The organism is Rufibacter sp. DG15C (assembly GCF_001577755.1).
Taxonomy (GTDB): domain Bacteria; phylum Bacteroidota; class Bacteroidia; order Cytophagales; family Hymenobacteraceae; genus Nibribacter.
In genome coordinates this window covers 617,422-640,183 of record NZ_CP010776.1, presented here as the reverse complement: position 1 = coordinate 640,183, position 22,762 = coordinate 617,422, and the positions used below count along the sequence as shown (strand labels likewise).

The 22,762-nt window shown below is 50.8% G+C and carries 15 protein-coding genes and 1 tRNA gene; 3 read left to right on the top strand and 13 right to left on the bottom strand.

The features are described from left to right. Positions 1-12: 12 nt before the first annotated feature. From TH61_RS02780 to TH61_RS02765, 4 genes are all read right to left on the bottom strand, one after another. Positions 13-444, bottom strand: a complete 432-nt coding sequence (locus TH61_RS02780; RefSeq protein ID WP_066505592.1) for an STAS/SEC14 domain-containing protein — start codon at positions 442-444, stop codon at positions 13-15. A 284-nt stretch (positions 445-728) separates the two neighbouring features. Beyond that, positions 729-1,382, bottom strand: coding sequence for a YIP1 family protein (locus TH61_RS02775; RefSeq protein WP_066505590.1), 654 nt, complete (start codon positions 1,380-1,382; stop codon positions 729-731). Between the two features lie 169 nt (positions 1,383-1,551). Then, positions 1,552-1,625: transfer RNA gene (locus TH61_RS02770), tRNA-Arg, on the bottom strand. A gap of 74 nt (positions 1,626-1,699) precedes the next feature. Beyond that, complete coding sequence (locus TH61_RS02765) at positions 1,700-2,461, bottom strand: TVP38/TMEM64 family protein (protein WP_071887764.1); 762 nt, start codon at positions 2,459-2,461, stop codon at positions 1,700-1,702. A gap of 132 nt (positions 2,462-2,593) precedes the next feature. Here TH61_RS02765 and TH61_RS02760 point away from each other — a divergent pair, with 132 nt between their 5' ends. Both TH61_RS02760 and TH61_RS02755 read left to right on the top strand, forming a co-directional pair. Beyond that, positions 2,594-3,733, top strand: coding sequence for a cystathionine gamma-synthase (locus TH61_RS02760; protein ID WP_066505588.1), 1,140 nt, complete (start codon positions 2,594-2,596; stop codon positions 3,731-3,733). A gap of 233 nt (positions 3,734-3,966) precedes the next feature. Beyond that, a complete protein-coding gene (locus tag TH61_RS02755; RefSeq protein ID WP_066505586.1) occupies positions 3,967-4,653 on the top strand; it encodes a hypothetical protein in 687 nt (228 codons plus the stop codon). Between the two features lie 251 nt (positions 4,654-4,904). Here the strand turns inward: TH61_RS02755 and bglX are convergent, their stop codons facing one another. From bglX to TH61_RS02730, 5 genes are all read right to left on the bottom strand, one after another. Continuing rightward, positions 4,905-7,172 carry a beta-glucosidase BglX gene (gene bglX / locus TH61_RS02750; protein WP_066505576.1) on the bottom strand — a complete coding sequence of 756 codons (2,268 nt, stop codon included), beginning with the start codon at positions 7,170-7,172 and terminating at the stop codon, positions 4,905-4,907. A gap of 91 nt (positions 7,173-7,263) precedes the next feature. Further along, the gene (locus tag TH61_RS02745) at positions 7,264-9,369 is read right to left on the bottom strand and encodes a family 16 glycosylhydrolase (protein ID WP_066505575.1); all 2,106 of its coding nucleotides are present in this window, start codon (positions 9,367-9,369) and stop codon (positions 7,264-7,266) included. 69 nt (positions 9,370-9,438) lie between these two features. Continuing rightward, a complete protein-coding gene (locus tag TH61_RS02740) occupies positions 9,439-10,857 on the bottom strand; it encodes a PKD domain-containing protein (RefSeq protein ID WP_071887763.1) in 1,419 nt (472 codons plus the stop codon). A gap of 24 nt (positions 10,858-10,881) precedes the next feature. Next, on the bottom strand, positions 10,882-12,453 hold the full coding sequence (locus TH61_RS02735; protein ID WP_197464086.1) for a RagB/SusD family nutrient uptake outer membrane protein: 1,572 nt from the start codon (positions 12,451-12,453) through the stop codon (positions 10,882-10,884). A 10-nt stretch (positions 12,454-12,463) separates the two neighbouring features. After that, the gene (locus TH61_RS02730) at positions 12,464-15,544 is read right to left on the bottom strand and encodes a TonB-dependent receptor (protein ID WP_066505565.1); all 3,081 of its coding nucleotides are present in this window, start codon (positions 15,542-15,544) and stop codon (positions 12,464-12,466) included. A gap of 254 nt (positions 15,545-15,798) precedes the next feature. On the opposite strand from TH61_RS02730, the gene TH61_RS02725 reads away from it, so the two are divergent. Further along, positions 15,799-18,693, top strand: coding sequence for a triple tyrosine motif-containing protein (locus tag TH61_RS02725; protein WP_066505562.1), 2,895 nt, complete (start codon positions 15,799-15,801; stop codon positions 18,691-18,693). A gap of 98 nt (positions 18,694-18,791) precedes the next feature. Here the strand turns inward: TH61_RS02725 and TH61_RS02720 are convergent, their stop codons facing one another. The 4 genes from TH61_RS02720 to TH61_RS02705 all read right to left on the bottom strand — a co-directional run bounded on the left by TH61_RS02720 (position 18,792) and on the right by TH61_RS02705 (position 22,669). Beyond that, the gene (locus TH61_RS02720; RefSeq protein WP_066505559.1) at positions 18,792-19,862 is read right to left on the bottom strand and encodes an NADH:flavin oxidoreductase/NADH oxidase; all 1,071 of its coding nucleotides are present in this window, start codon (positions 19,860-19,862) and stop codon (positions 18,792-18,794) included. Positions 19,863-20,123: 261 nt separating this feature from the next. Next, positions 20,124-20,588, bottom strand: coding sequence for a MaoC family dehydratase (locus TH61_RS02715; RefSeq protein ID WP_066505556.1), 465 nt, complete (start codon positions 20,586-20,588; stop codon positions 20,124-20,126). Positions 20,589-20,772: 184 nt separating this feature from the next. Beyond that, complete coding sequence (locus TH61_RS02710; protein WP_071887762.1) at positions 20,773-21,768, bottom strand: OmpA family protein; 996 nt, start codon at positions 21,766-21,768, stop codon at positions 20,773-20,775. A 190-nt stretch (positions 21,769-21,958) separates the two neighbouring features. Next, entirely contained in the window at positions 21,959-22,669 is a 711-nt protein-coding gene (locus TH61_RS02705) for a flagellar motor protein MotB (RefSeq protein WP_066505553.1), read from the bottom strand. Positions 22,670-22,762: the final 93 nt, after the last annotated feature.

Genomic DNA, 22,762 nt, shown 5'->3' with positions numbered 1-22,762 from the left:
AGCGCCCTTGTGTTAATTTTGTGTGAAATACGCCAGAGGGTCTGTATTGGCTTTTTCATTCAGCCAGGACAAGGCTTCTTGCTCTTCTGTGAAGTACTGCACCTCCAGGGGCTTCATGACCTGGGCCACCTTAATCAGCTGTTCAATAGACATTTGGTTGTCTAGGTACTGCGAGGGAATTAATGCGAGCTTGTAAATAGGCAGACTCAAGAAGTTTTCAAGCCACACCGTTGACAGCCAGTTCTCATCTTGGAAATCAATGTCCTGCATTTCTTCTAAGTGTAAAAACCACTTGTTGAGCTTGAATTCCTGGGTCTTCTCTAATAAGGCTTGGGCAATCTGTTTTAGTTCTCTGCTAAATACAGCGCCGCACCATTTGGCAATGAGCACGCTGTCTTCCTCTCTCCAACTCATGGTGGCATGAGCGGTAGTTAATTGTGACATGATAAGGATTTCTGTAGCTGTAAAAAATATCCACAAAAATAGCATAAAATAGTTTGGGTATTAGTAATATGCTTGATAATTAATTGTTTATATAAAAATAAATATAACTATATCAACTTAAGCTTTGTACTATTGTGGATGTATAGAGACTCCTGTATGCCTCTGAATTTATAGATGAATTGGAAAGAGGAAGGCAGTTGATTCTTTGACTGTTTCAATTGCTGTTTTTGGCCAGTTTCCCATAAAACGGGCCAAAAATAGAAGCAATGTTGGAAGGCTACCTGCTATTGCAGCAGGTAGCTGAAGATTAGGCTTAACAAAAAGGGAACAAACAACACCAACCCAGGCAATATGGCATTGAAGGTAGCCCTGGCAGAAGAGAAATTCTGAATGATGGAAATTCCATTCACCAAGATGACAAACGTCCATATGTTCAAGGTGAGTTGCATTGCCCCGAAGACAATCCACATAGTGCTATGAAACGTTGATGCTTCTGAGGATGAGCTCTTAAATACGTCATCCTCAAAAATGAGTATCTCAGGTAGTAATAGGAAAAGAGAGGCGATAGAGGGGACAAGCGACCATGCCAGCACGGTTCTGAATTCGTATAGTTTCGCTTTCCCGCCTAGCCAGCCACCTGTCACGCGCAAAGCCCAAGCATATAGATAATAAAACATCCAGCCAAACAAAGCGCCCCCAGCCACCGAAAACAAAATAACGGCATACGTGGGAAGGCGGTCCCCCGCATTTTGCGCTGAAGCTCTGTCAATTGCCCTGACTATACCGCCAAGAATGAAGAGAATTGTTAAATGCTGGTGAGGACAGTAGCGTAGAATATACTGTAGCGTGTCTGTTGGCGACAGCCAGATGCTCACTAATATATTTTCTCTGTCAATTTCTAGGGATTCATGCTCCACTAGCTGATTACCTCCTGGCATAGAGTAGATTACTTGGGATTTGGGTGCGGCTCTGGAATAAATATAAAGAGTTTTAAAAGAGGAAGGGTGCTTTGGAGCTTTATTACTTGAGCGGGCAGGAGCTTTTTTTAATAAAAGCCTAAACAAAAAAGCCCTTCAGATTTCTCTAAAGGGCTTTTGAAGATAACTGTGGTCGCGTAGGGAGTCGAACCCCAAACCTTCTGATTCGTAGTCAGATGCTCTATCCAGTTGAGCTACGTGACCAGTTATTTAGTGATGCAAAGGTAGTAGGTTGCCCCTTTATACGCAAGTTCTGCTCAAAGATTTTCCAGAAAAATCTACTGATTGTTTCGTTTAGGCTGAAAGTCAAGGGATTCTGGTTCGATTCCTGACGCAGCTACGGGCCTGTTTTTCTTGGCCAGCGCCTTTTTAATGGCGCGGTTAAGTAATACATAGATACCTCCCAAAGAGATGATCACCAAAGCGCCCATCAACAGCTTGCCGCTAGTACCCGCATTTGGGTCTTGCAGCAAGGCCAGCAAATCCTGCGCCTGTGTGCCCACCCAAAAGAAGAACAAGGTGCGCGGTAGCATGCCTGCCATGCTCGCCAAAAGAAACCGGGTTCTAGGCACTTGCACCAAGGACAAGACAAAGGTCATGAACGCGAAGGGCAGCACCGGCGAGATACGGGTCAGGATAATCAGACTCCAGCTTTGCTCACGCAGCTCATTAATCACGCCTTCGGCTTTGGGGAACTGGTGCAGAAATGCCGTCATCTTGCCATGGTCAATGAACCGTGCCACAGTGTAGCCAATCAAGGCGGCTATCCCATAAGAAACCACCACCCCCGGAAAAGAGACCCAGCCAAACAGAAAGCCCGTCGCCAGGGCCACAAAGGTGGTGGGCGTGAGCGCGAAGGCCATGGTCAGGGACACCACCACAAAGTACAGGACCATGCCACCCAAAGAAAGGTTTTGGAGTAGTTCCTGGTTTTTATAGAGCCAGAACGCCAGTCCAGAACTGGCCACCACGGGCACCACCACCAATAATAGCGAGTACAGGAGCGTTCCAGAATTTTGTTGCAGCAGTTTCTTCCACATAGGCGTCGGGATCCCCAATATCGGGTAATTTACCAGAACTACGGTAAAACGGATAGAATGGCTGAATAGGGTGGGGTTGGCAACTTGAAGTCAATTTCTCTAACTTGCACCTGTACTACCGTATAAGACTCTATGAAATTCGGAACCAAAACCATACACGCAGGGGTAGAGCCAGACCCTACCACCGGCGCCATCATGACGCCCATTTACCAGACCTCTACCTATGTGCAACGCTCGCCCGGCGACCACAAAGGCTACGAGTACTCGCGCACGCACAACCCCACCCGCACGGCCTTGCAAAATGCCCTGGCCGCGCTGGAGAACGGTAACCATGGCTTATGCTTCGCGTCTGGTATGGCCGCCACTGACTGCATCATCAAACTGTTAAAGCCTGGCGATGAAGTGATCTCTACCAATGACCTGTACGGCGGCACCTACCGCATCTTCACCAAGGTGTACCAGAACTACGGCATCAAGTTCACCTTCGTGTCCATGGCCGACATCCAGAGCATTGAACAGCACATCACAGAGAACACCAAGATGATCTGGGTAGAGACGCCCACCAACCCGCTCCTGAACATCATTGACATCAAAGGTGCCGCCGCCATCAGCAAGAAGCACAACCTCACGCTGGTAGTGGACAACACCTTCTCAACACCATATCTGCAAACGCCGCTTGACTTGGGCGCTGACATTGTCATGCACTCTTTGACTAAATACATGGCCGGTCACTCAGATGTGGTGATGGGCGCCATTGTGGTGAAGGATGATGCCTTAGCTGAGCAATTGGCCTTCTTCCAGAACGCCTGCGGTGGAACTCCTGGTCCACAGGACTGCTTCCTGGTGTTGCGTGGCATCAAGACCCTGCACATACGTATGCAGCGCCACTGTGAGAACGGGAAAGTGATTGCCGAGTACCTGCGCCAGCACCCTAAAGTGGAGAAGGTGTTCTGGCCAGGCTTTGAGAGCCACCCCAACCACCAGATTGCCCGTGACCAGATGCGTGATTTTGGCGGCATGATTTCCTTTGTGTTGAAAGGTGACCGCCAGGAAGATGCCATTCAGGTACTGGAGAAACTGAAGTATTTCGCCTTAGCCGAGTCTCTGGGCGGGGTTGAGTCCCTTTGCGGGCACCCGGCCACCATGACGCACGCCAGCATTCCGCAGGTAGAGCGCTTGAAAGGCGGGCTGTCAGATTCACTCATTCGCTTGAGCGTGGGCATTGAGGACGTAGAAGACCTTGTAGCAGATTTGGAGCAGGCCATCGGCTAGAATGGCAAACTGATATTTTTTGAAAGTCCCCGTAGGTGCAGAACCGGCGGGGACTTTCGTTTTTGGCCTGTTTTCCAGGAAACAAACCAAAAACGCCTAATCACGGACAAAGCGGTGACAACATTCCAAAATGCTACTTCGTTTTAGGGTTAGAAGCTGAGAAGGCTTTCCTGTCTTTTCAGAGTTCAATCACCCATAGAAAATCCACCTTATTTTGGAAAGGAGCGTGACCCATGGTATTAGCCAATTGCCGGGCCCAATTCACCGCCGAAGACTTTGATTTCATTGCCCGCATCCTGTCAAAACAGGGCGCCAAACATATAAGCCTGGTTGAACTGCTCAGCGACCCGGAGTGCCGCGACGAGATGCTGGACCATGCCGCGCTGCCCAAAGCCCTGCTTTCACAGGCCGGGCAGGTAAGCGTGTCCCAGCAACTGTACTTTTATGTGCTGGCCCGCACCGTGCTGCGCCGCCAAGGCATTGAAGACCGTGAGCTAGCCGATTACATTGCCTCTTTGCTCTGGCAGTTCTCCTCCACGCAGCGCATGCACTCGCCACATGAGAAACTGCCGCACCGGTTCCAGTACATCGTGGACATGCTGGATGCTTTGACCAACGCCTCGGCCGCCGAGGCCTTTCTGATACGGGTGCACATTGGCAACTATGCGCTGTTTCTCTCCGGAATGTTCCAGGCCTGGATTGAGCGCCGCCGGCAGCGCGGGGCCCCAGACCCGTCTTTCTATGACTCTATAGGGCGCTCCAGCTTTAAAGAGGCCGCCACCCACAAACTGGCCTATGAACTGGAACTGGCCGACGTCTACACCCAGCTGGCCGAGGGCTTCCGGAATGCCCGCCTGGCCCTGAACGAGCTGGCCCAAACCGTCTGGAAACCGGACCAAGCCCCGCCTTTCGCTCTATAAATTTAAAATCCGTTTTTGGCCTGTTTTCTAGAAATTATCCCGAAAACGCCGCTTGCATACTTCCTTAAAGAAGAAGCACCCCTGACCTTCGCAACCAGATATTGTAGTTTAAATTGCTAACTGACCGATTGGGTAAACAGAAAGTTGGTCTCACGACAGAAGTATTAAATAAAAAAACGCCAGCTAAAGTAGCTGGCGTTTTTTGGTTGTTTTCGGGGAATTAGGCCAAAAACGACTCTACATGAAAGAAATTAGATGGAGGTAGAGGTCAAAGTGAACGGCAAGGTCTGCACGTCTCTGGAGTTGCCTCCTACCATTATTTTGAAGTCGCCAGGCTCAGCGCCAAACGTCATGTCTTGGCGCCAGAAGGAAAGGTCTGTGGTGTTCAGGGTGAACGTCACGGTCTTCTTCTCGCCGGGCGCAAAGGACAGCTTCTGGAACTTCTTGAGTTGCTTGATAGGACGGGCGGTGCTGCCCACCAAGTCCTGAATGTAGAGCTGGACCACCTCTTCACCTGCGTATTTGCCGGTGTTGGTGACCTCTACGGTCAAGACCAGGTTCTCATTGCCGGCAATGCTGCTCTTGTTCAACTTGGGCTGGCCATAGGCAAAGGTGGTGTAGCTTAAGCCGAAGCCGAAGGGATACAGGGCGGTGTTGGGCACATCGCGGTAGCGGGACCGATATACGCGCTCACTGCCCGGCTCTGAGTGGGTGCCCTCATACATGCGGCCGGTGTTTTTGATGTTATAATACAAAGGCATCTGGCCTACGTGGCGCGGAAAAGAGATAGGCAGCTTTCCGGCGGGGTTGTATTCTCCAAACAAGACGCTGGCCACGGCATTGCCGGCCTCAGACCCTAGTGACCAAGTGGCCATAATGGTAGGGATGTTCTGGTCCAGCCAAGACAATTCCAAGGCGCGGCCACTGCTCACCAGCGCCACAATTGGTTTCCCGGTTTTATGAATCTCTTTCACCAAGTCCAGTTGTACACCAGGCAAACCGATGTCAGCTCTAGAGGCACCTTCACCATTCATGACGGCGCTTTCGCCAAGGGCCATAATCACCACATCTGCGTTGCGGGCGGCAGCTACGGCGGCGGCGAATTTGTCTGTGGAATTGGTGTACAGGTCACAGCCCTCGGCAAAAGTCACCTCAGCGCCTTTCGCGTATTTCTTAATGCCCTCCAGGAAGCTTACCGCGTGCTGCTCCTCCCCGAAGAAGGACCAGGTGCCGTTCATGTCTGCTTTGTTGTTGCCTAGTGGTCCAATCACGGCTATCCTTTTAATGCTGACCGTCAAAGGCAGAACGTTGCCTTGGTTTTTTAACAAGACCATAGACTTGCGGGCCATGTCAAAGGCCGCGGCCAGGTTTTCTTTAGACCGTATCTCTTTCTTTTCGCGCTTCACGTCTGAGTACAGGTAGGGGTTGTCAAACAAGCCCAACTTGAACTTAAGCCAAAGCACCCGGCGCACCGACTCATCCAGAATCTTCTGGTCCAGCTTGCCGCTTCTCACTAATTCAGGGACGTATTTCAGATAGGCTTCGCCCATCATGTCTACGTCGGTGCCGGCTCTCAAGGCTTGCTCAGCGGCTTGGGCGTGGTCTTTGGAATAGCCGTGGTTGACCATCTCAGTTATGTTCTGCCAGTCAGAGATGACTGCACCTTTAAAGCCCCATTCTTTTCTCAGGATCTGGTCCATGGTGAACATATTACCCGTGGCAGGCACCCCGTTCAACTCATTAAACGCCGACATGATGGTAGCGGAACCAGCGTCCAAAGCGGCCTTAAAAGGAGGCAAGTACACGTCGCGCAAAACATACTCAGACATGTCAGTGGTGTTGTAGTCGCGTCCGGCTTCGGCGGCACCGTAAGCCACGAAGTGCTTGACGCAGGCGGCCATGGTGCGCGGGTCAGCCAGATCCTTGCCCTGAAAGCCTTTCACGCGGGCGGCGGCAATCAAAGAACCCAGGTACGGGTCTTCGCCAGCGCCCTCGGCGGTGCGGCCCCAGCGGGAGTCACGCGTAATATCCACCATGGGTGCAAAAGTCAGGTTGATGCCCCCGGCCGTGGATTCAATCGCGGCCACTCTAGCCCCGTTCTCAATAGCGGCCAAGTCCCAGCTGGCAGATTCGCCTAGGGGAATAGGGAACACGGTTTTAAAGCCATGGATGATGTCGGCGCCAATCAACAATGGAATACCTAATCTTGACTCTTTCACCGCCAGGCGCTGCAGCTTGCCTATGTAGGCGGCACCGTGGATGTTGAACATGCCCGTGATCTGGCCTTTCTTGATGGCCTCGTCAAACTTGTTGGACTCGGTGGTGCGAACGGTGGGGCCGGTGTTGAAGAGCTCGCCTACTACAAAATTGAGCTGGCCTACTTTTTCTTCCAGGGTCATTTTAGCCAGCAGGTCTTCAATGCGCTTTTCAATGGGCGCTTTCTGGGGGGCTGGCGTGAAGGAAGTAAAGGAAAAGATGGTAAGGAAAAGGAGCAGGCACGATGCGGAAAATCTTTTCATGAGATGGAAATTTGGTCAATGAAAGGTTGTACCATCCCTGTTCTCTGGCTTAGAGTAGCCAGAAAAGGTCATAAACAGGGAGGGGTAGGAGTTATTTCTGGATAAGAAGCCGTTTAAAGAGCATCGCTTTCTCGGTTTGGATCTGGCACAGATACACGCCGTCAGGGAGGTGCGTGGCCGGTTTCACTTCAGCGGTAGGTTTCCCTGCCACCTGAAAAGAAATCAACGCAGGAACCTCTTGGCCATTCAACGTGAAAAGCCGAATAGACGTGATCTTGGTGCCAGCAGGGTAAGAAAGGGAAAACTTGGACTTTGCCGGATTTGGGAAGATTTGCATTTGCCGGGCCAGTACCTCATCATTAGGCAAACCACTGATGACCCCAGCTACCGATGCTATGTTAGAAAAGCCAGCCATGCCCGCTGCATTGGCCGCCTGAATTTTGTAAAAGCTCTCCCTGGTGCCGGCCGGGTCTGTAAACGTTTTGGTGTTGGCGGCTACAGAGCCAATCTCCTGGTAGGTGCCGTGGCTTTGGGTGCCTCTGAAAATCTTAAAATTTTGCTCATTGGAGGCATTGTCTTGCCAGGTCAAGGTAACGCCAGAAGCCGCCGCAGCCGCAACGGCGTGGGAAGCCCTGTTAGGAGTAGTGGGCAAGTTTGGTAATACGCTGAAACTATCTATCCACAAAGAGTCTTGTCCCGGTGAGCCAAACAACCCATAATTAATCAGAACTCTGATTTTGCTAATGGTGGCAGGATCTACCTGCCCAGTACCGGTGCCAAAGGCACTGGCATAGTTGAAATGGTAGGTATAGTATTCGCCGTCATCAATGATGGGAGATAGCGTAAAAACTTGATTGCCACCGGTAATTTTACCGGTGGCATCTAGTAGGTCTATGCGTAAAGAAACAGCCTTGCTTTTGTTGAGCGTCTTGATGGAGGCCGCCAGCACCGGATAGTCGGTCATGTCCAGCGGGGATTCTAGTTCATACACCACCGCTGGCAGGTTGTTGGGAGTAGTGATGGTGTAATTAATCCGGAGGGCGTCTATGGCCTGGCTTAACTGGAACGTTCCCCCAGACGTTTTTAACAAAGACGAGGGAATGGGAGAGAAACCTTCAATCAGGAAGGAACTCCCCGAGGGCACCAGCTTCGTCTTTACCTCCAGGGTCTTGGTATAGGTCTGGCCGTTGTGCTGCATTTGCACCTGAACCGTTCCTGCTTTCCGGCCCCAGTTAATCACCACCTCTGACGTGTTCTGTCCGCTAACGATGGTAGCGCCTTCGGGCAGCGTCCAAACATAAGTGGCGTTGGCTAGCTGACTAGCCTTGTAGGTGACGTTCTGCGCCGATGGCTTCACCAAAGTTGGACCCGTTAGGGCAAGTTCTTTGAAGGTTTGGTAGACCCGTACATACTCAATCTCCATGCGGGTGCTGGTAAGATTGGGGTCCACGCCGTTCTTCTGGCCGTTGGTTTCCAAGCTTGGTTCACTGCCCATGTTACCGCCCACGGCAATGTTCATGATCAGGAACTGGTCCTCAGTGAACGGCCAGGTTCTGGCATCTCTCACCGCCGGTGCATAGGTATAATACAGGGTGTTGTCCACGAAAAACTTAATCTCAGTTGGGGACCATTCAGCGGCGTAGATATGATAGGTAGTGGTAGCGTCTGGGATTTGCGTAGAGCCTATGTTCTGAGTGTTGCCAAAACTGGACGGCGTGTGCAAGGCGGCCTGCACCTTGCCGGGCAAGCGGTCTATGTACTCCATCACGTCAATCTCGCCGCAGGCAGGCCAGCCTTTGGTGGTCACGGCCTCGCCTAACATCCAGAGGGCAGGCCAAGTACCTACGCCCGGGGCTAGTTTGGCTTTCCATTCCACGCGGCCATAGGTAAACTTGAATTTGCCCTGAGTCTTAACGCGTCCTGAGGTCCAGTTGCCGTTCTGCTTGATGGCTTCAATCACCAGCTTGCCCCCTGACTGGCGCACATTGGCCAGTTGGTTGGTATAAGACTGCAGCTCGCGGTTTCCCCAGCCGTTGTCTCCGGTGCCAAGGTCGTAGCTCCACCAAGCGGGGTTAACGGCACCTTCTCCCTCAAACTCATCGCTCCAGACAAGCTCATTGAAAGTGGTATTCTGCGCCTTTGCACCCAAGCTCCATAAGAGGCTCAGGCACAGGGTCAGATATTTTAATTTTTGCATTTTTGGGCTGTTTTAGAAAAAGTAGGCCAGAAACGGATGCCTCTGGCCTACAGAAAGTCAAAAAGCGTTTTACGGCATCAACCGGAAATCATCCAGGTAGAAAATACCCGGGTTAAAGTGGGCTTCGCCGCCAAACTGAACCACTATTTTGTCAAAGTCTTTTCTGGTGGCATGCGCCCCAAAGTCAAACGTCAACTCCACCCATTGGTCCATCTGGGTTACCTGCTGTACCACCTCGGCCTGCGTGGTCCAGGCGTTGCCGCCCAGCTCAGAGTTCTGCAGTTTCACAGACAGTTGTTTTTGCAAGGTTTTCACTGGTGACCAGTCCTCGGCGCCACCCATGGTGGTGTAGTCATTGTAGCTAGGCAAGAATACCTTCACTTTGAAGACGTGGCGTTTGGTAAGGTCTAGGTTATGGGTGAACTGAATAGATGCATTCCCGAACTCATTGGCCTGACCTGCCTGTCTCACATACCTGCCTACTTTGTCAGAAGGGTTAGAAGGCAATTGGGCTGGGTTGTCAAAGGACTCGTTGAACCCGATGTTCTCAAACTTCCAGGTGAAGGTACCCGGGGTGTCAAAATTGTCGGCTACGTCTACTTCTTTGTATTCCTTTACCGGTTTAGGCGGTGCATAGCCTTTGCGCACCAGTTTCTGGTACCAGGCGTGTTCTGCCACGGCGGCACTACCGCTGCGCAGGTACATTTCGTTCTCAGTGAGGGAAAGAATCTCATACTTTGAAACGCCGGTGTAGTAGCCAATGAACCCACCGTTGGAGATGATCAGGAATTTCTTGTCGCCTTCTTCAGAAATACTCCAGGTAAGGTTGGTAGGCGGGGTATAGTTAACCGTTTGGTCAGCGCCTTTGGTACCTCCAATGCCAGGGGCATTGTCACCATTGGAAAAGGTAGTGCCGTTGTTTTTATAGGTATAAGACAAGGTGTTGCCCAATACAAAGGTCATCTCGTCATCATAGTACCCTTCGCTGGCTTTCTCATTGGGTGCCGCGGTGTACCATTCTGGCGTAGTGCCCCCAATTGGACCAATGCCCAGGTGGCCACTGGCGTTTTTGTCAATCACCCAGGTCTTGCCTTCTAGTTGGTTCACACCTCCCGTCAAGAAGTTGTAGTCTTCACGGTTCAGCATGGTAGGGTTGGTGTTGGCAATAACCACCGTTTTGGTGCTGGAGGCAGAGCCGCCCGCGGTATAGATGGTGAGCTTTACCGGATAATTTCCTTTAACAGGATAGGCGTGCGATACTTTGGTACCCTCGCCGGTGGCGCCATCCCCAAAGTCCCACACCGCTTTAAAGCCTGGTGAAGTGGATTCAAAGTTAATGATGTTGGCGTTGGCCGCAGTAGGAGCCGTGGTGAACGACACCATCTCTGAAGAGGGAGCCTCTGCCAACTCTGGATCGTCTACCTCGCAGCCGCTCCAGACAAAGGTCATTAGCAACAGGGTTGCCAGATAAGATAAATACCTTTTCATATTTTCTGTCTTTAAATACATGTATTAATAGCCTGCGTTTGGCTTAAGCGTACCACCAGATAAGTCAATCTCGCTCTGCGGAATAGGGAAGAAGCCTTTTCTGGCGGCATTGTAAGTGATGACAAAATCGCTGTTGTCACCCACATACATAGAACCAACCTGCGTGGTTGGAATTTCTTGGCCCGCCGCGTTCCAGCGTAGCAAGTCCCAATAGCGGTGACCTTCTAAGGCCAGTTCTAAGCGTCTCTCTTTCTTGATGTTGTCCAAGGTAGCAGGCACTGGGGCCAACCCTACACGCGCTCTTACCTTGGTTAAGAAGGTTTCTGCGTTACCGCCGTTGGTTAGGGCTAATTCTGCCGCCATCAGCAACACGTCTGCATATCTGATGGCACGGTAGTTATTGCCCCAGTTTAATTCTGGTTGTCCAGCGGCAGGCGCATATTCTTTAGAGGTAGAATACTTCTGACTGAAATATCCAGTGTGCTGGTAGCCAATGTTGAGGTTGGCTTTACCCCCAGCCAATTCGGTTTCTACCAAAATGGTGGCATCGCGTCTTGGGTCATTGGCGCCAAATGCATCAAACAGCTCCTGCGTTGGGGTGGCAGCGCTCCAGCCGGCTACATAGCTCTCAGTGGCTGGGTTCTTGATGCGTGGTCCCTGCATTTGTGGTTGCATGTTGCCCTCTCCGCCGTGAATGTAGCCCCAGTCCCACCATGGGTTCTCATCTGAGTAAGAAATCTCCCAAACAGACTCAATACCAAATTCACTGGCTCTTTTGAAGACGTCGCCATAGTTAGGCATAAGGTCATGGCCGCTGTTGGTGATAATGTCCTGCAGATGCGTCAAGGCTCTGGCACCGTTTACCGTAGTACTACCAGCTTGCAAATCTTGACCGTACACGCCTTTGTAAAACATGTAGGTTCTGGCAAGAAGCGCTTTGGCCGCCCATTTAGTAGCCTTTCCTTTGCTCACTGTCAAGGTAGTGGCAGGCAGGTCAACAATGGCTTCCTCTAGATCCTTAGCTATCTGGTCATACACCGCCTTAGGGCTTGCCTGTGGCTGATTGTACTCGCTGGGTGCCAATGGCGTCAAAATAAGGGGAACGTTCTCAAAGAAGCGCACCAGGTCCAGGTAGAAATGAGCCCTTAAAAACTTGGCCTCGGCAATGGTTGCTTTCTTGAAGTTCTCAGAAGCTTCCAGGCCTTCCATTTTCTGAAGGAGCGTGTTGGCGCGGGCAATCCCAAAGTAATGCTTCTTCCAGAGACCTTGCACTTCTGGGTTGTTCGGTAAGATTTTATGAAAATCCATCTCTTGGATGTTCACAATGTCTGTACGGTTACCACCGCCCGCGTAAGCATCATCTGAAGCTACGTCCAGCAACATTGGAGTTGGGTGGAAGCCTCTCACGGTGTTCCACTGCAGGACGTCATATACACCCACCAAAGCCTCTCTGGCGTCTGCCTCTGTTTTAAAGAAGTTATCAGTGGTTCTGTTGTCAATGGGGGTTAGGTCCAGGAAGCTGTCACAGCTGGCAGAGCCAAATGCTAGCAAGCCCAGAACTAAATATTTGGAAGTGTTTTTACGAATATTCTTCATGAGTTCATTCTTAGAAAGTGGCATTGAAACCTAATCTGAATGTTTTTGACTGCGGATACACGCCTCTGTCAATACCTATGTCAATGGCACCACGGGCTCCAATTTCAGGGTCAAAGCCAGAGTAGTCTGTCAAAGTGAACAGGTTGTCTGCAGATACATACACCCGCAGTTTCTCCATATGGATTCTGGTTAAGAGACTTCCTGGCAAGTTGTATCCTAACTGTAGCGTTTTCAAGCGGACAAAGTCACCGTCTTCTACATACAAATCAGAGATGTTCTTGTAGTTGCCATTGGCATCATTGAAGGTGAATCTAGGGAAGTCATTGGTACTTCCTTCTCCCGTCCAACGGTTCAAAGCTCTTGACTGCGTATTAGAATACACTAGGTCATAGCGGCGGGTACCGTTGAAAATCTTGTGGCCAAAAGCGCCATAGAAGAAGGCGCTGATGTCAAAATTCTTGAAGTCAAAACCCATGTTAAAGCCCGTAGTGAACTTTGGGGTAGGATTGCCCAGGTACGTACGGTCATTGGTGTCAAACTTGCCATCATTATTGACATCTACAAAAATCACATCACCCGGCACCGCGTCAGGTTGAAGCTCTTGTGCATTTACCTGTGCTTGGTTTTGGAAGATACCAGCCGTCTTGTAACCATAGAAAGCACCCACTGGCAAACCAACTGCCGTTCTGTTGGCAGGGCCATAAGTAGAAATGTTTACCTGGCCAAGAATTCCTTCTTCGTTGTTGATTTGGGTAACTTCATTCTTATTATAGGTTCCGTTTAGAGACAAGTTATACCCAAACTCACCTGCATTGCCTTGATAGGAGAGGGCCATCTCCAAACCTTGGTTTTTAACCGTTCCACCATTGACGGGGCCAGGATTTTCACCTACGTGTCCCAAGATAGGGGCCACAACCAGAAGACCTTTGGTGGTCTTGATGTAGTAGTCAGTGGTGAAGTTCAAAGCATTGTTAAAGAAGGTAAGGTCTAAACCAATGTTGGTTTGCTCTGAGGCTTCCCAGCCCAATTCTGGATTGGCAATGGCCACTGCCGCCGCACCGCTGGTATAGCCTTTAGCACCTGGGTTCAAGAAAGTGTAGCCTCTGCCAACGCCAATCTGAGCGGCCCAAGGATAATTGCCTCCAATTTCTTCGTTTCCATTTTGTCCCCAAGAGGCGCGTAGTTTGGCCATTGACAGGAAGTCGTTTTTAGGGAAGAAGACTTCGTCTGATAGCACCCAGCCCGCTGAGAAGGAAGGGAACGTGGCGAATCTGTTTTTTGAACCAAATCTGGAGGAACCGTCTCTTCTAACCGTAGCTGAGAAAAGGTACTTGCCCATGTAATTGTAATTAGCTCTACCAAAGAAGGATAGAATAGCGCGTTCACCGGCTCCACCTAAGGCAGTTGCTGTACCAGCGTTCACTGCCAAGTTAAGATAGGCCATGGAAGGGTCTGTGGTTACCAGGCCAGTGTTAGAACCAAATAATCCTTCGCTGCGGCTTTTCAAGGCAGAAGTACCGCCGGTCACTTCTAGGTTATGCTCACCAAATCCTTTTTTATAGGTAAAGTAATTCTCAGCTTGCCATGTGTAGTATCTGTCTGTGTTTCTAGATACCAAGGACGTTGGATTGAATTGTGCGGCATTCAAGTAAAAGATGGGATTGTAATTGCTACCCACCACAAAGGCTAGGTCTATGCCCAAAGTAGAATGGAAAGTAAGGCCGTCCAGTAATTTCAGTTCGGCCATGGCGTTTCCTACAAACTTGTCCACGTTGGTCAAACCGTTCATCACTTGTAGACGGGCCAACGGGTTCACAATCTCCTGTGAGGCGTACGGCGAAATGGCAAACACATTGCCGTTGGCGTCTCTTACCACCGGATTCAAGGTGTATTGGGTCTGCGCCAACTTAGCTGGGTCTGTCTCAAACACTGGGGTCAAGGGGTCCATGTTGATGGCGTTGCTCAGAATACCACCAAACTCTTGATTCGCATCAAAAGATCTTCTCTTAATGTGTGTGTAGGCCAGGTTGGTGCCAATCTTTAAGAAGCTCTTTACTTGATTGTCTGCGTTGATTCTGGCCGTGTAGCGCTGGAAGTTGGACTTGTCGCCACCCACAATGCCGTCTTGGTCAAAATAAGAGAAGGCTGCTGAGTAACCCGACTTATCTGATCCACCATTTATGGTCACTTGATGATTCTGAATAGGAGCGTTCTTTTCAAAAATGGCGTCTTGCCAGTCTGTGCCTTCACCGTATTGGCTAGGGTCTGCAAACGGAGGAGTAAGGCCTGCATTGGCGGCGCCTTCATTCATCAAGGTGGCGTATTCACTGCCATTCAACAGTTCAAGTTTTCTCCAAGGATTCTGCACGCCATAATAGCCGTCATAAGAAACCGTCATTTTGCCGTCTCTCTTTCCTTGCTTGGTGGTAATGATCACTACCCCGTTGCCGCCTCTGGCTCCATAAATGGCCGCCGAAGCCGCATCCTTTAAGATGTCGATCTTTTCAATGTCGCCGGGGTTCAGGTAGTCAATGCCGCCCACCGGAAAACCATCTACTATATAGATAGGGTTTGAATTGCCAGTAGAGCCAATCCCTCTGATTCTAATAGTGGGTGCATCACCAGGCTGACCAGAGATGTTGGTGGCCTGCACGCCTGCTACCCGGCCTTGCAAGGCTTGCTCAATGCGGGTGACCGGGGTTTGGGTAATTTCTTCTGTAGAAACGGAAGAAATGGCAGTGGACACCTCTCTTCTTAACTGGGTGCCATATCCTACCACCACTACTTCTTCTAAAGCTCTGGCGTCTTCTTGCAAGGACATGTTCACAGTAGTTCTTCCGTTTAAGGCTTCTTCTCTGGAAATGAATCCTATATAAGAGAAGACGAGGGTGCTGCTAGACGCAGGCGCTTGAATTTGATAGCGGCCATCTGCGTCTGTAGAAGTACCATTAGTGGTTCCTTTGATCACCACGCTCACGCCGGGCAGTGGTTCACCGCCCACCGCAGAGGTGACGCGTCCCGTTACAGTGGTTTGCGCGAGGGCAACCCAGCTTAAATGGAATAAGAGGAAAAAAAGTAGCTTTTTCTTCATGTGTTAGGTTAGTTTAGATGGTAGCGTTAAGCATGGTTAAAAGTAGGAGAGTGGAGCGCGGGTACCTAACATTTGACTACATCAATACTACATCACCTCCTTAAAGATACTACATCACCACTACTACAAAAAGGAGCAAAACGCAGTTGGGATAGTTTAAATGCATTTTTATCAAAAAAGATAATGAGAAATATGTTTTTCATAATTACATCACGGAGTAATTACAGGATTATGGCAAATTTGTATATTTGAACATGTTCCCACTTAGGTTTTTCATTGGTATTTCAATTGGGTTTCTTCTGTTCTGGACTACAGCAGTCTCGGCGCAGGACTACTTCTTTGGCAATCCGGTAATTCGCAACTTCAAGCCTGATGAGTTTAAGGGCGGCATCCAGAGTTGGGGTATTGTCCAGGATGATAGAGAACTCTTGTATGTAGCCAATAACTTTGGGTTGCTGGAGTTTGACGGGGCTACCTGGAACATGTACTCTGTTAAATCTGGGACCAAAGTGCGGTCTGTGTATGTGGCTAAGAAAGGACGGGTCTACGTGGGCAGCCAGGGCGACTTTGGATATTTTGAGCCTAACAAATCGGGTATTCTTACCTATAATTCGTTAGCTGATAGCCTGCCAGTCAAGGACCGGAACCTAGATGAGGTGTGGCGCATCTATGAGCAGGCAGGCCACATCTATTTTTTTACCTTCAAAAACATCTACCAGTATACCCCGGGTCAGAAAGTAGAAGTCATCAAGACGAATGGCCCTTTAGAGTTTACCTTTCAGGCCAATAAGAATCTGTACACCCTTGCCTGGAACAAGGGCCTTTGCCAGTTTGAGAACAATAAACTAACCCTGTTGCCCGGCGGTGAGTTTTTCGCGCAGAAGCAAATTGCCTCTGTCTTGCCGTATGACAGAGACCGGCTGTTGATTGTGACCATTAAAGAAGGCTTGTTTCTGTATGATGGGCAGCAAATAAACCCCTTTACTCTACAAAAAGAACCTTCCTGTCAGGGGCTGGTCATTAACCAGGCCATTCTTTTAAAGGACGGCAACTTTGCCTTGGGCACCCAGAACAAGGGATTAGTGGTGGTAGATAACCAAGGCCGGCTGGTTTTGCATACCTCGGTACAGGACGGCCTTTTAGACAATACCATCCACACGCTGTACCAAGACACTCAGGACAATCTCTGGCTAGGCCTCAACAACGGTCTGGCCATGGTAGAGTTGAGTTCTCCGTTTAGCAAGCTGGACGGGACGCTGGGTTTGGCAGGGACGGGGTACGCGGCCATGCAAAAGGGCAACTCCTTGTTTGTGGGCACCAACAGCGGGCTGTACGTCTCCAACATCACCTCAGGTAAAAAGCGGTTCACGCTGGTGCCCAACAGCACGGGTCAGGTGTATCATTTAGACCATATTGGCGGACAGTTGCTCATGGCCCACCACAACGGTCCTTTTTTAATTAAAGGCAACAGCGCCAATCTGATCTATCCGCAGGGCGGGGCCTGGGAGTTCGTGCAGGTGCCCAACCAACCTGACAGACTGATCTATGGCTCCTATTACGGGCTTAGCCTGTTGTCTTCCGCGCCAGAAGGGTTACAACTCTTGCAGAAATTTAAGGGCTTGGACGAGTCCTCAAGGGTGTTAGAGTTTGACAAAGACGGCGACCTTTGGATGGCCCACGGTTACAAGGGCATTTTCAGGATTACGTTTGATGCCCGGTATGAGAGAATTGTGAAGGTGCAGTTCTATAACTCCAAAAACGGATTCCCCTCTGACCAGCTCATCAACATGGAGAAGATCAACAATGAGCTGATTTTCCCGGCCATGAGCGGCGTCTACAGGTTTAACAAAGCTACCAACCGGTTTGTGTTGGACAAGGCATACGCCTCCTTGTTTGCGCCAGAAGAGCACGTGATTGAGATGGAGGAAGACATCCAGGGCAACATCTATTTCATTTCTAACCAGCGGGTGGGCAAAATCTCCTTTAATAAGTTTGGCAAGCCTACTATTGAAGAAAAGCTCTTCCGGAACATCAAGGACCAGCTGAATGATGACTTGAGCTACATCCAGATTCTGGATTTGAACAACGTGCTGTTTGGCGCCAAGGACGGCTTTATTCATTACAACGCGGCCAAGCCCAAGCGCATGGCACCTTTCCAGACCAGGCTGGCACACGTGACCGGCACCGCCGGAGAAAGAGACTCTTTGCTATTAACCGGTAGATTGCTGGACCAGGCTAGTGGCATAGATTGGAAGTATGCGTTTAACTCCCTTAGGTTTGTGTACGCCTCATCTTTTTATGAGCAGCCCGAGAAGACGCAGTACCAATACTACCTGGAAAACTTTGACGGCGGCTGGTCTTCTTGGACGCCTAAAACGGAGAAAGAATACACCAACCTACCCGAGGGCACCTACATCTTCCGGGTAAAGGCCAGAAACGTTTACGGCACCATCAGTGAGGCGCAGCCTTTTGAGTTTACCATCCGGCCGCCGTTCTACCGAAGCAGTTGGGCGTTTTTGCTATATGCCTTGCTGGGCGGCTTGATCATTGGCGCAGTGGCCATGCAGGTGGACCGACGGTTTAAAACCGAAAAACGTCGCCTCATCCTGGACAAAGAGCGCAAACTGGGGCAGAAGGAGATGGAGATCAGGGAGATCACCAACCAAAGCGAGCAGGAGATTGACCGCCTGCGGGACGAGAAACTGCAAGCCGAGATTGACCACAAAAACCGCGAGCTCACTTATTCCACCATTCACCTGATTAACAAGAATGAGCTGCTCACCACGGTCAAGGCAGAGCTGCAGAACATTATCAAGAACGGAGGCCGCGCCGCGCAGGCAGATGAGCTGAACCGCATCATCAAGAACATTGACCACAACATCACCAGCGAGGTAGACTGGAAACAGTTTGAGCTGCACTTTAACCACGTGCACGGTGACTTTATTCATCGCCTACAGGACAGGTTCCCTAACCTCACCCCGCAGGAAATAAAACTAAGTACCTACCTGCGCCTCAACCTCACCACCAAGGACATCGCCCAGCTGCTCAACATCTCGGTGCGCGGCGTAGAGATCAGCCGTTACCGCCTCCGGAAAAGGCTGGAACTGGACCGCAGCGAAAACCTCACCGATTTCATGCTCAAGTTCTAGACATTGCCACCGCTATAAATAAAAAGCCGTTTTTGGCCTGTTTTCTAGAAAGCAGGCCAAAAACGGCTTTTGAATGATAACATAGCAGCTAGTTCAGATTACCTGAACTTCGCGCGCTCATATTGGACCGGCCATTCTAGTTCTTCGCCTAGTTCATGCGCGGCCCTGAGCGGGAAGTTGGGGTCCCGCAAAGACTGGCGGGCTAGCAGCACCAGGTCAGCCTGTCCGCTGGAAACGATGGCTTCGGCCTCTTGGCTGGTGGTGATGATGCCCACGGCGCCGGTCATGATACCCGCCTCCTTTTTTATCTCTTCAGCAAACCGAACCTGGTACAAGGGCCCCACCGGAATGGGCGCTTTGGGTACGTTGCCGCCAGTTGAGCAGTCAATCAAATCCACACCATGGCCTTTCAGGATCTTGGCCAGTTCCAGGGAGTCGTCCAGCGTCCAGCCGCCTTCGGTCCAGTCTGTGGCAGAAAGCCGCACGAACAGCGGATACTCCTCTGGCCAGACGGAGCGCACCGCCTGGGTTACTTCTAACAGCAGCCTGATCCTGTTCTCAAAGGAGCCGCCGTACTGGTCGGTGCGGTGATTGCTGAGCGGTGACAGGAACTCGTGCAGCAGGTAGCCATGCGCGCCGTGCAGTTCAATTACCTTGAAACCCGCCGTGAGGGCCCGCTGCGCCGCGGCCTTAAAATCTGCGATGACTTTGTCAATGCCTGCCTGGTCCAAGGCCAATGGCGTAGGCTCACCTTCCAGAAAAGGAATGGCGCTGGGCGCCACGGTCTGCCAACCATTGTTAGCCTGCGGCGGAATAGCAGTGCCGTCTTTCCAGGGAGAAGTGTGGCTGGCCTTGCGGCCCGCGTGCGCCAGCTGGATGCCGGCCACCGAGCCTTGGCTGTGCAAAAATGACACGATGCGTTCCAGAAACGGGAGGTGCTCGTCTTTCCAAAGGCCTAAATCGTCTGGCGTGATCCTTCCCTCGGGCGAGACGGCGGTAGCCTCCAGAATAATGAGGCCGGCTCCGCCCACGGCCCGGCTACCCAGGTGCACCAGATGCCAGTCATTGGCAAATCCGTCCTCAGAAGAGTATTGGCACATGGGCGAGATGGCAATTCTATTTTTAAGCTGGATGCCTCTAAGGGTGAGCGGTGTGAAAAGTGAAGCCATAAGAGAGTGAGTTGCAGATAGTGACGTGTACCTCGGCTGAAAGCCGAAAGTTATGTACAAAACCAAAAACGCCAGCTTAATGTAGCTGGCGTTTCTTATAAAGTGAAAGCGCTGATGCCTCCAGAATGTTTTCGTTTTTGGCCTCTTTTCCAGAAACCAGCCTAAAACGGCCGGTGGCTTCTTGACAAACAAGATTCCAGGAACTTGCGTTAGAAAATCTTGGGTCTTGAATCCTGTGTCTTACGTCTAAGAATTTACGCCTTAGTTAAAGTGGTACAAGAAGGTGATGACGCCGGAGAAGGCGGGTTTCTTGGTGTCTTGAATCTCCATGGTCACTTCCAAGCGGGCTTTGATGACGCCGCGCAAGTTCACCGCAGAAAGTAGCTTTACGCGTAAGCGCACGGCGCTGTCTACTAAAACCGCTTGGTTAAAGCGTAGGCTTTCAATTTCATAGTTCACCTGCATCTTGAGGTTCTGTATCTCAATGATCTGTCCCCACAGGTATGGTAGCAGGGAGACGGTCAGGTAGCCGTGCGCGATGGTGCTCTTGAACGGAGACTCGGTCTGGGAGCGCTCGGCGTCCAGGTGAATCCATTGGTAATCTAGGGTGGCCTCGGCAAATTTCTGGATCTGCTCCTGCGTGATGGTATGGTACTCAGAAACGCCTATTTCCTGGCCCTCATATTGCTGCAGTTTCTCAAAGCTGTCAATGGTAAGTTTGCTCATGTGGTAAAGGTTTTTCCTATAAAAAGGAGGACTTGGTGGTTGTGTTTGGTTGTATTTGGAATTGGTCTTTACTGCGCTGGACAGCGATGGTTGGTGCAAAAGCGCGTTTTTAACCTGTTTTCCAGAAATCAGTCCGAAAACGGAGGTAGGTGAACACTCCATTCTCGGGCCGAAAGTAGGAAGATTAATTCACTTCCAGAATCTTGAAGAGCTCGTCCAATTTTGGGGTGAGGATAATCTCGGTGCGGCGGTTCTTCTGGCGGGCGTCGGCGGTCTTAGCGGCAACTAAGGGCACGTTCTCGGCGCGGCCAGAAGGCGTGATTTTGGTGCCGGCTAAGCCGGCGGTGGTCAAGATGCGGGTGATCTCGGTGGCGCGCAGCACGCTCAGGTCCCAGTTGTCCTGCATGCCTAGGGTGCCTTTAGAAACCGGTACGTCATCTGTGTGGCCTTCCACTACCACGTTCACATCGTTCTGATCTTTTAGGGCGGTGGCTAATTTGCGGAGGGCGTCCTGGCCTTTGGCGTCTACTTTGGTGGAGCCAGACTTGAACAAGAGTTGCTCAGAAAGAGAGACGTACACTTTGCCGTTCTGCACGTTCACGGTCAGGTCTTTGCTATTAAAGCCCAACAGGGCGTTGCTTACTTTGGTTTTAAGGGCGTTCACGGCCTTATCCTTCTCAGAGAGGATGCGCTCCAGTTCGTTCAGGCGCTCTTCGCGTGATTTCAAATCTGTAGAAAGCTGGTCTACCTGCGAGCGGTTCTTGGCCAGGGCATCGTTCAGTTTCTTCAGTTCTTCTTCGCGGCGGGTCAAGTCTTTGGAGAGCTTAGAGGACTCCAGCGCGCTGTTGGCCATGAGCTTGTCATGGTTCTTCATGAGCTTGTCATAACTGTCGCTCATGTCATTGTAGAGCGCCTGGGTTTTGCGCAATACGTTACCCAATTGGGTGGTGTCTGAGGCCAGCTGCTGACGGTAGCTGGTCAAATCGGCTACCTGTTTGTTCAGGTCGGTGCGCTCATTGGTGATGGCAGCCAGTGAGGTTTCGCAGTCGGCTTTCTCGCGCTCCAGGTTTACTTTCTGGGCCAGGAGGGCATTATATTTTTTGGTGGTGGTGCAGGAACCCAACAGGCACGTACCAAGCAAGGCTACACCGGCATAGCGTAGTAGAGGTTTTTTAATCATGACAAAGTACTATAAAGTGAATAGGGTTTGGGCGGAATTACAAAGATAAAAACCTTGGGGGCGTAGCCAAGTCTAATTTCGTTTTCGGGCCGTTTTCTCAGAAACAGGCCGAAAACAAAACAGCCACGACCTGATGGCCGCGGCTGTTTCTTGCCCGTCATGCTAACAGGCGGGTGATGGTTTCTGAGCCTTAGTCGTTTTGCAACAGGTTCAGGATTTTCTCAAAGTTGGGGGCCAGGATGATCTCGGTGCGGCGGTTGCTTTGACGGGCCTCTGGCGTGCGGGTCATGGCCAACGGCGTATACTGGCCGCGGCCGGCGGGCACGATCATTTGCGGGGCCACGCCGTTGTTGATCAAGAGGCGCGTCACTTCGGTGGCACGCAACACGCTCAGGTCCCAGTTGTCTTTAAAAGTAACGTTAGACGGGTCCACCGCCACGTCATCGGTGTGGCCTTCCACTACAATCTCAGTATCACGTTGGTTTTTGATAGCGCTGGCCAGTTTGCCCAGGGCGTTCTGGCCGTTGGGGTTCACTTTGGTGCTGCCGGTGGCAAAGAGAAGTTTTTCGGGCATGGTCACGTACACCTTGCCGTCGCGAACGTTCACGGTCAGGCCCTGCTCTTTAAAACCAGACAATGCCTCATTCACTGAGGCGCGCAGCTCATTCAGTATCTTTTCTTTTTGGGCAATCTGCTGTTGGTATTGGGCCAGCTTGGCGTCGCGGTCGCGCACGTTGGCGTTGGCTTCTTCCAGACTACGCTGCGCAGCGGCTTTCTCTTGCTCCAGCGCGTTTTTACTTGCTTCTAGTTCCTTGTATTTCTTGGTAGAAACGCAAGAACCTAATGAGGTGACTGCCAATAAAACTGCTAGGGAAGAGGCGGCGAAACGTGTTCTTTTCATAGGGTTAAGATTAGGTGATGGATGTTGGTGAGACAATGGTGGGCTATACGCAAGACGGTCTCTTGGGTATAAAACACTTCTAAGGTAACGCCC

Bases quoted from the DNA above. Each gene is read 5' to 3' on its own strand.
- TH61_RS02725 (WP_066505562.1), top strand. From the start codon at position 15,799: ATGTTCCCACTTAGGTTTTTCATTGGTATTTCAATTGGGTTTCTTCTG.
- TH61_RS02740 (WP_071887763.1), bottom strand. From the start codon at position 10,857: ATGAAAAGGTATTTATCTTATCTGGCAACCCTGTTGCTAATGACCTTT.
- TH61_RS02755 (WP_066505586.1), top strand. From the start codon at position 3,967: ATGGTATTAGCCAATTGCCGGGCCCAATTCACCGCCGAAGACTTTGAT.
- TH61_RS02705 (WP_066505553.1), bottom strand. From the start codon at position 22,669: ATGAAAAGAACACGTTTCGCCGCCTCTTCCCTAGCAGTTTTATTGGCA.
- TH61_RS02730 (WP_066505565.1), bottom strand. From the start codon at position 15,544: ATGAAGAAAAAGCTACTTTTTTTCCTCTTATTCCATTTAAGCTGGGTT.
- bglX (WP_066505576.1), bottom strand. From the start codon at position 7,172: ATGAAAAGATTTTCCGCATCGTGCCTGCTCCTTTTCCTTACCATCTTT.
- TH61_RS02710 (WP_071887762.1), bottom strand. From the start codon at position 21,768: ATGATTAAAAAACCTCTACTACGCTATGCCGGTGTAGCCTTGCTTGGT.
- TH61_RS02745 (WP_066505575.1), bottom strand. From the start codon at position 9,369: ATGCAAAAATTAAAATATCTGACCCTGTGCCTGAGCCTCTTATGGAGC.
- TH61_RS02720 (WP_066505559.1), bottom strand. From the start codon at position 19,862: ATGGCTTCACTTTTCACACCGCTCACCCTTAGAGGCATCCAGCTTAAA.
- TH61_RS02780 (WP_066505592.1), bottom strand. From the start codon at position 444: ATGTCACAATTAACTACCGCTCATGCCACCATGAGTTGGAGAGAGGAA.
- TH61_RS02735 (WP_197464086.1), bottom strand. From the start codon at position 12,453: ATGAAGAATATTCGTAAAAACACTTCCAAATATTTAGTTCTGGGCTTG.
- TH61_RS02775 (WP_066505590.1), bottom strand. From the start codon at position 1,382: ATGCCAGGAGGTAATCAGCTAGTGGAGCATGAATCCCTAGAAATTGAC.
- TH61_RS02765 (WP_071887764.1), bottom strand. From the start codon at position 2,461: ATGTGGAAGAAACTGCTGCAACAAAATTCTGGAACGCTCCTGTACTCG.
- TH61_RS02760 (WP_066505588.1), top strand. From the start codon at position 2,594: ATGAAATTCGGAACCAAAACCATACACGCAGGGGTAGAGCCAGACCCT.
- TH61_RS02715 (WP_066505556.1), bottom strand. From the start codon at position 20,588: ATGAGCAAACTTACCATTGACAGCTTTGAGAAACTGCAGCAATATGAG.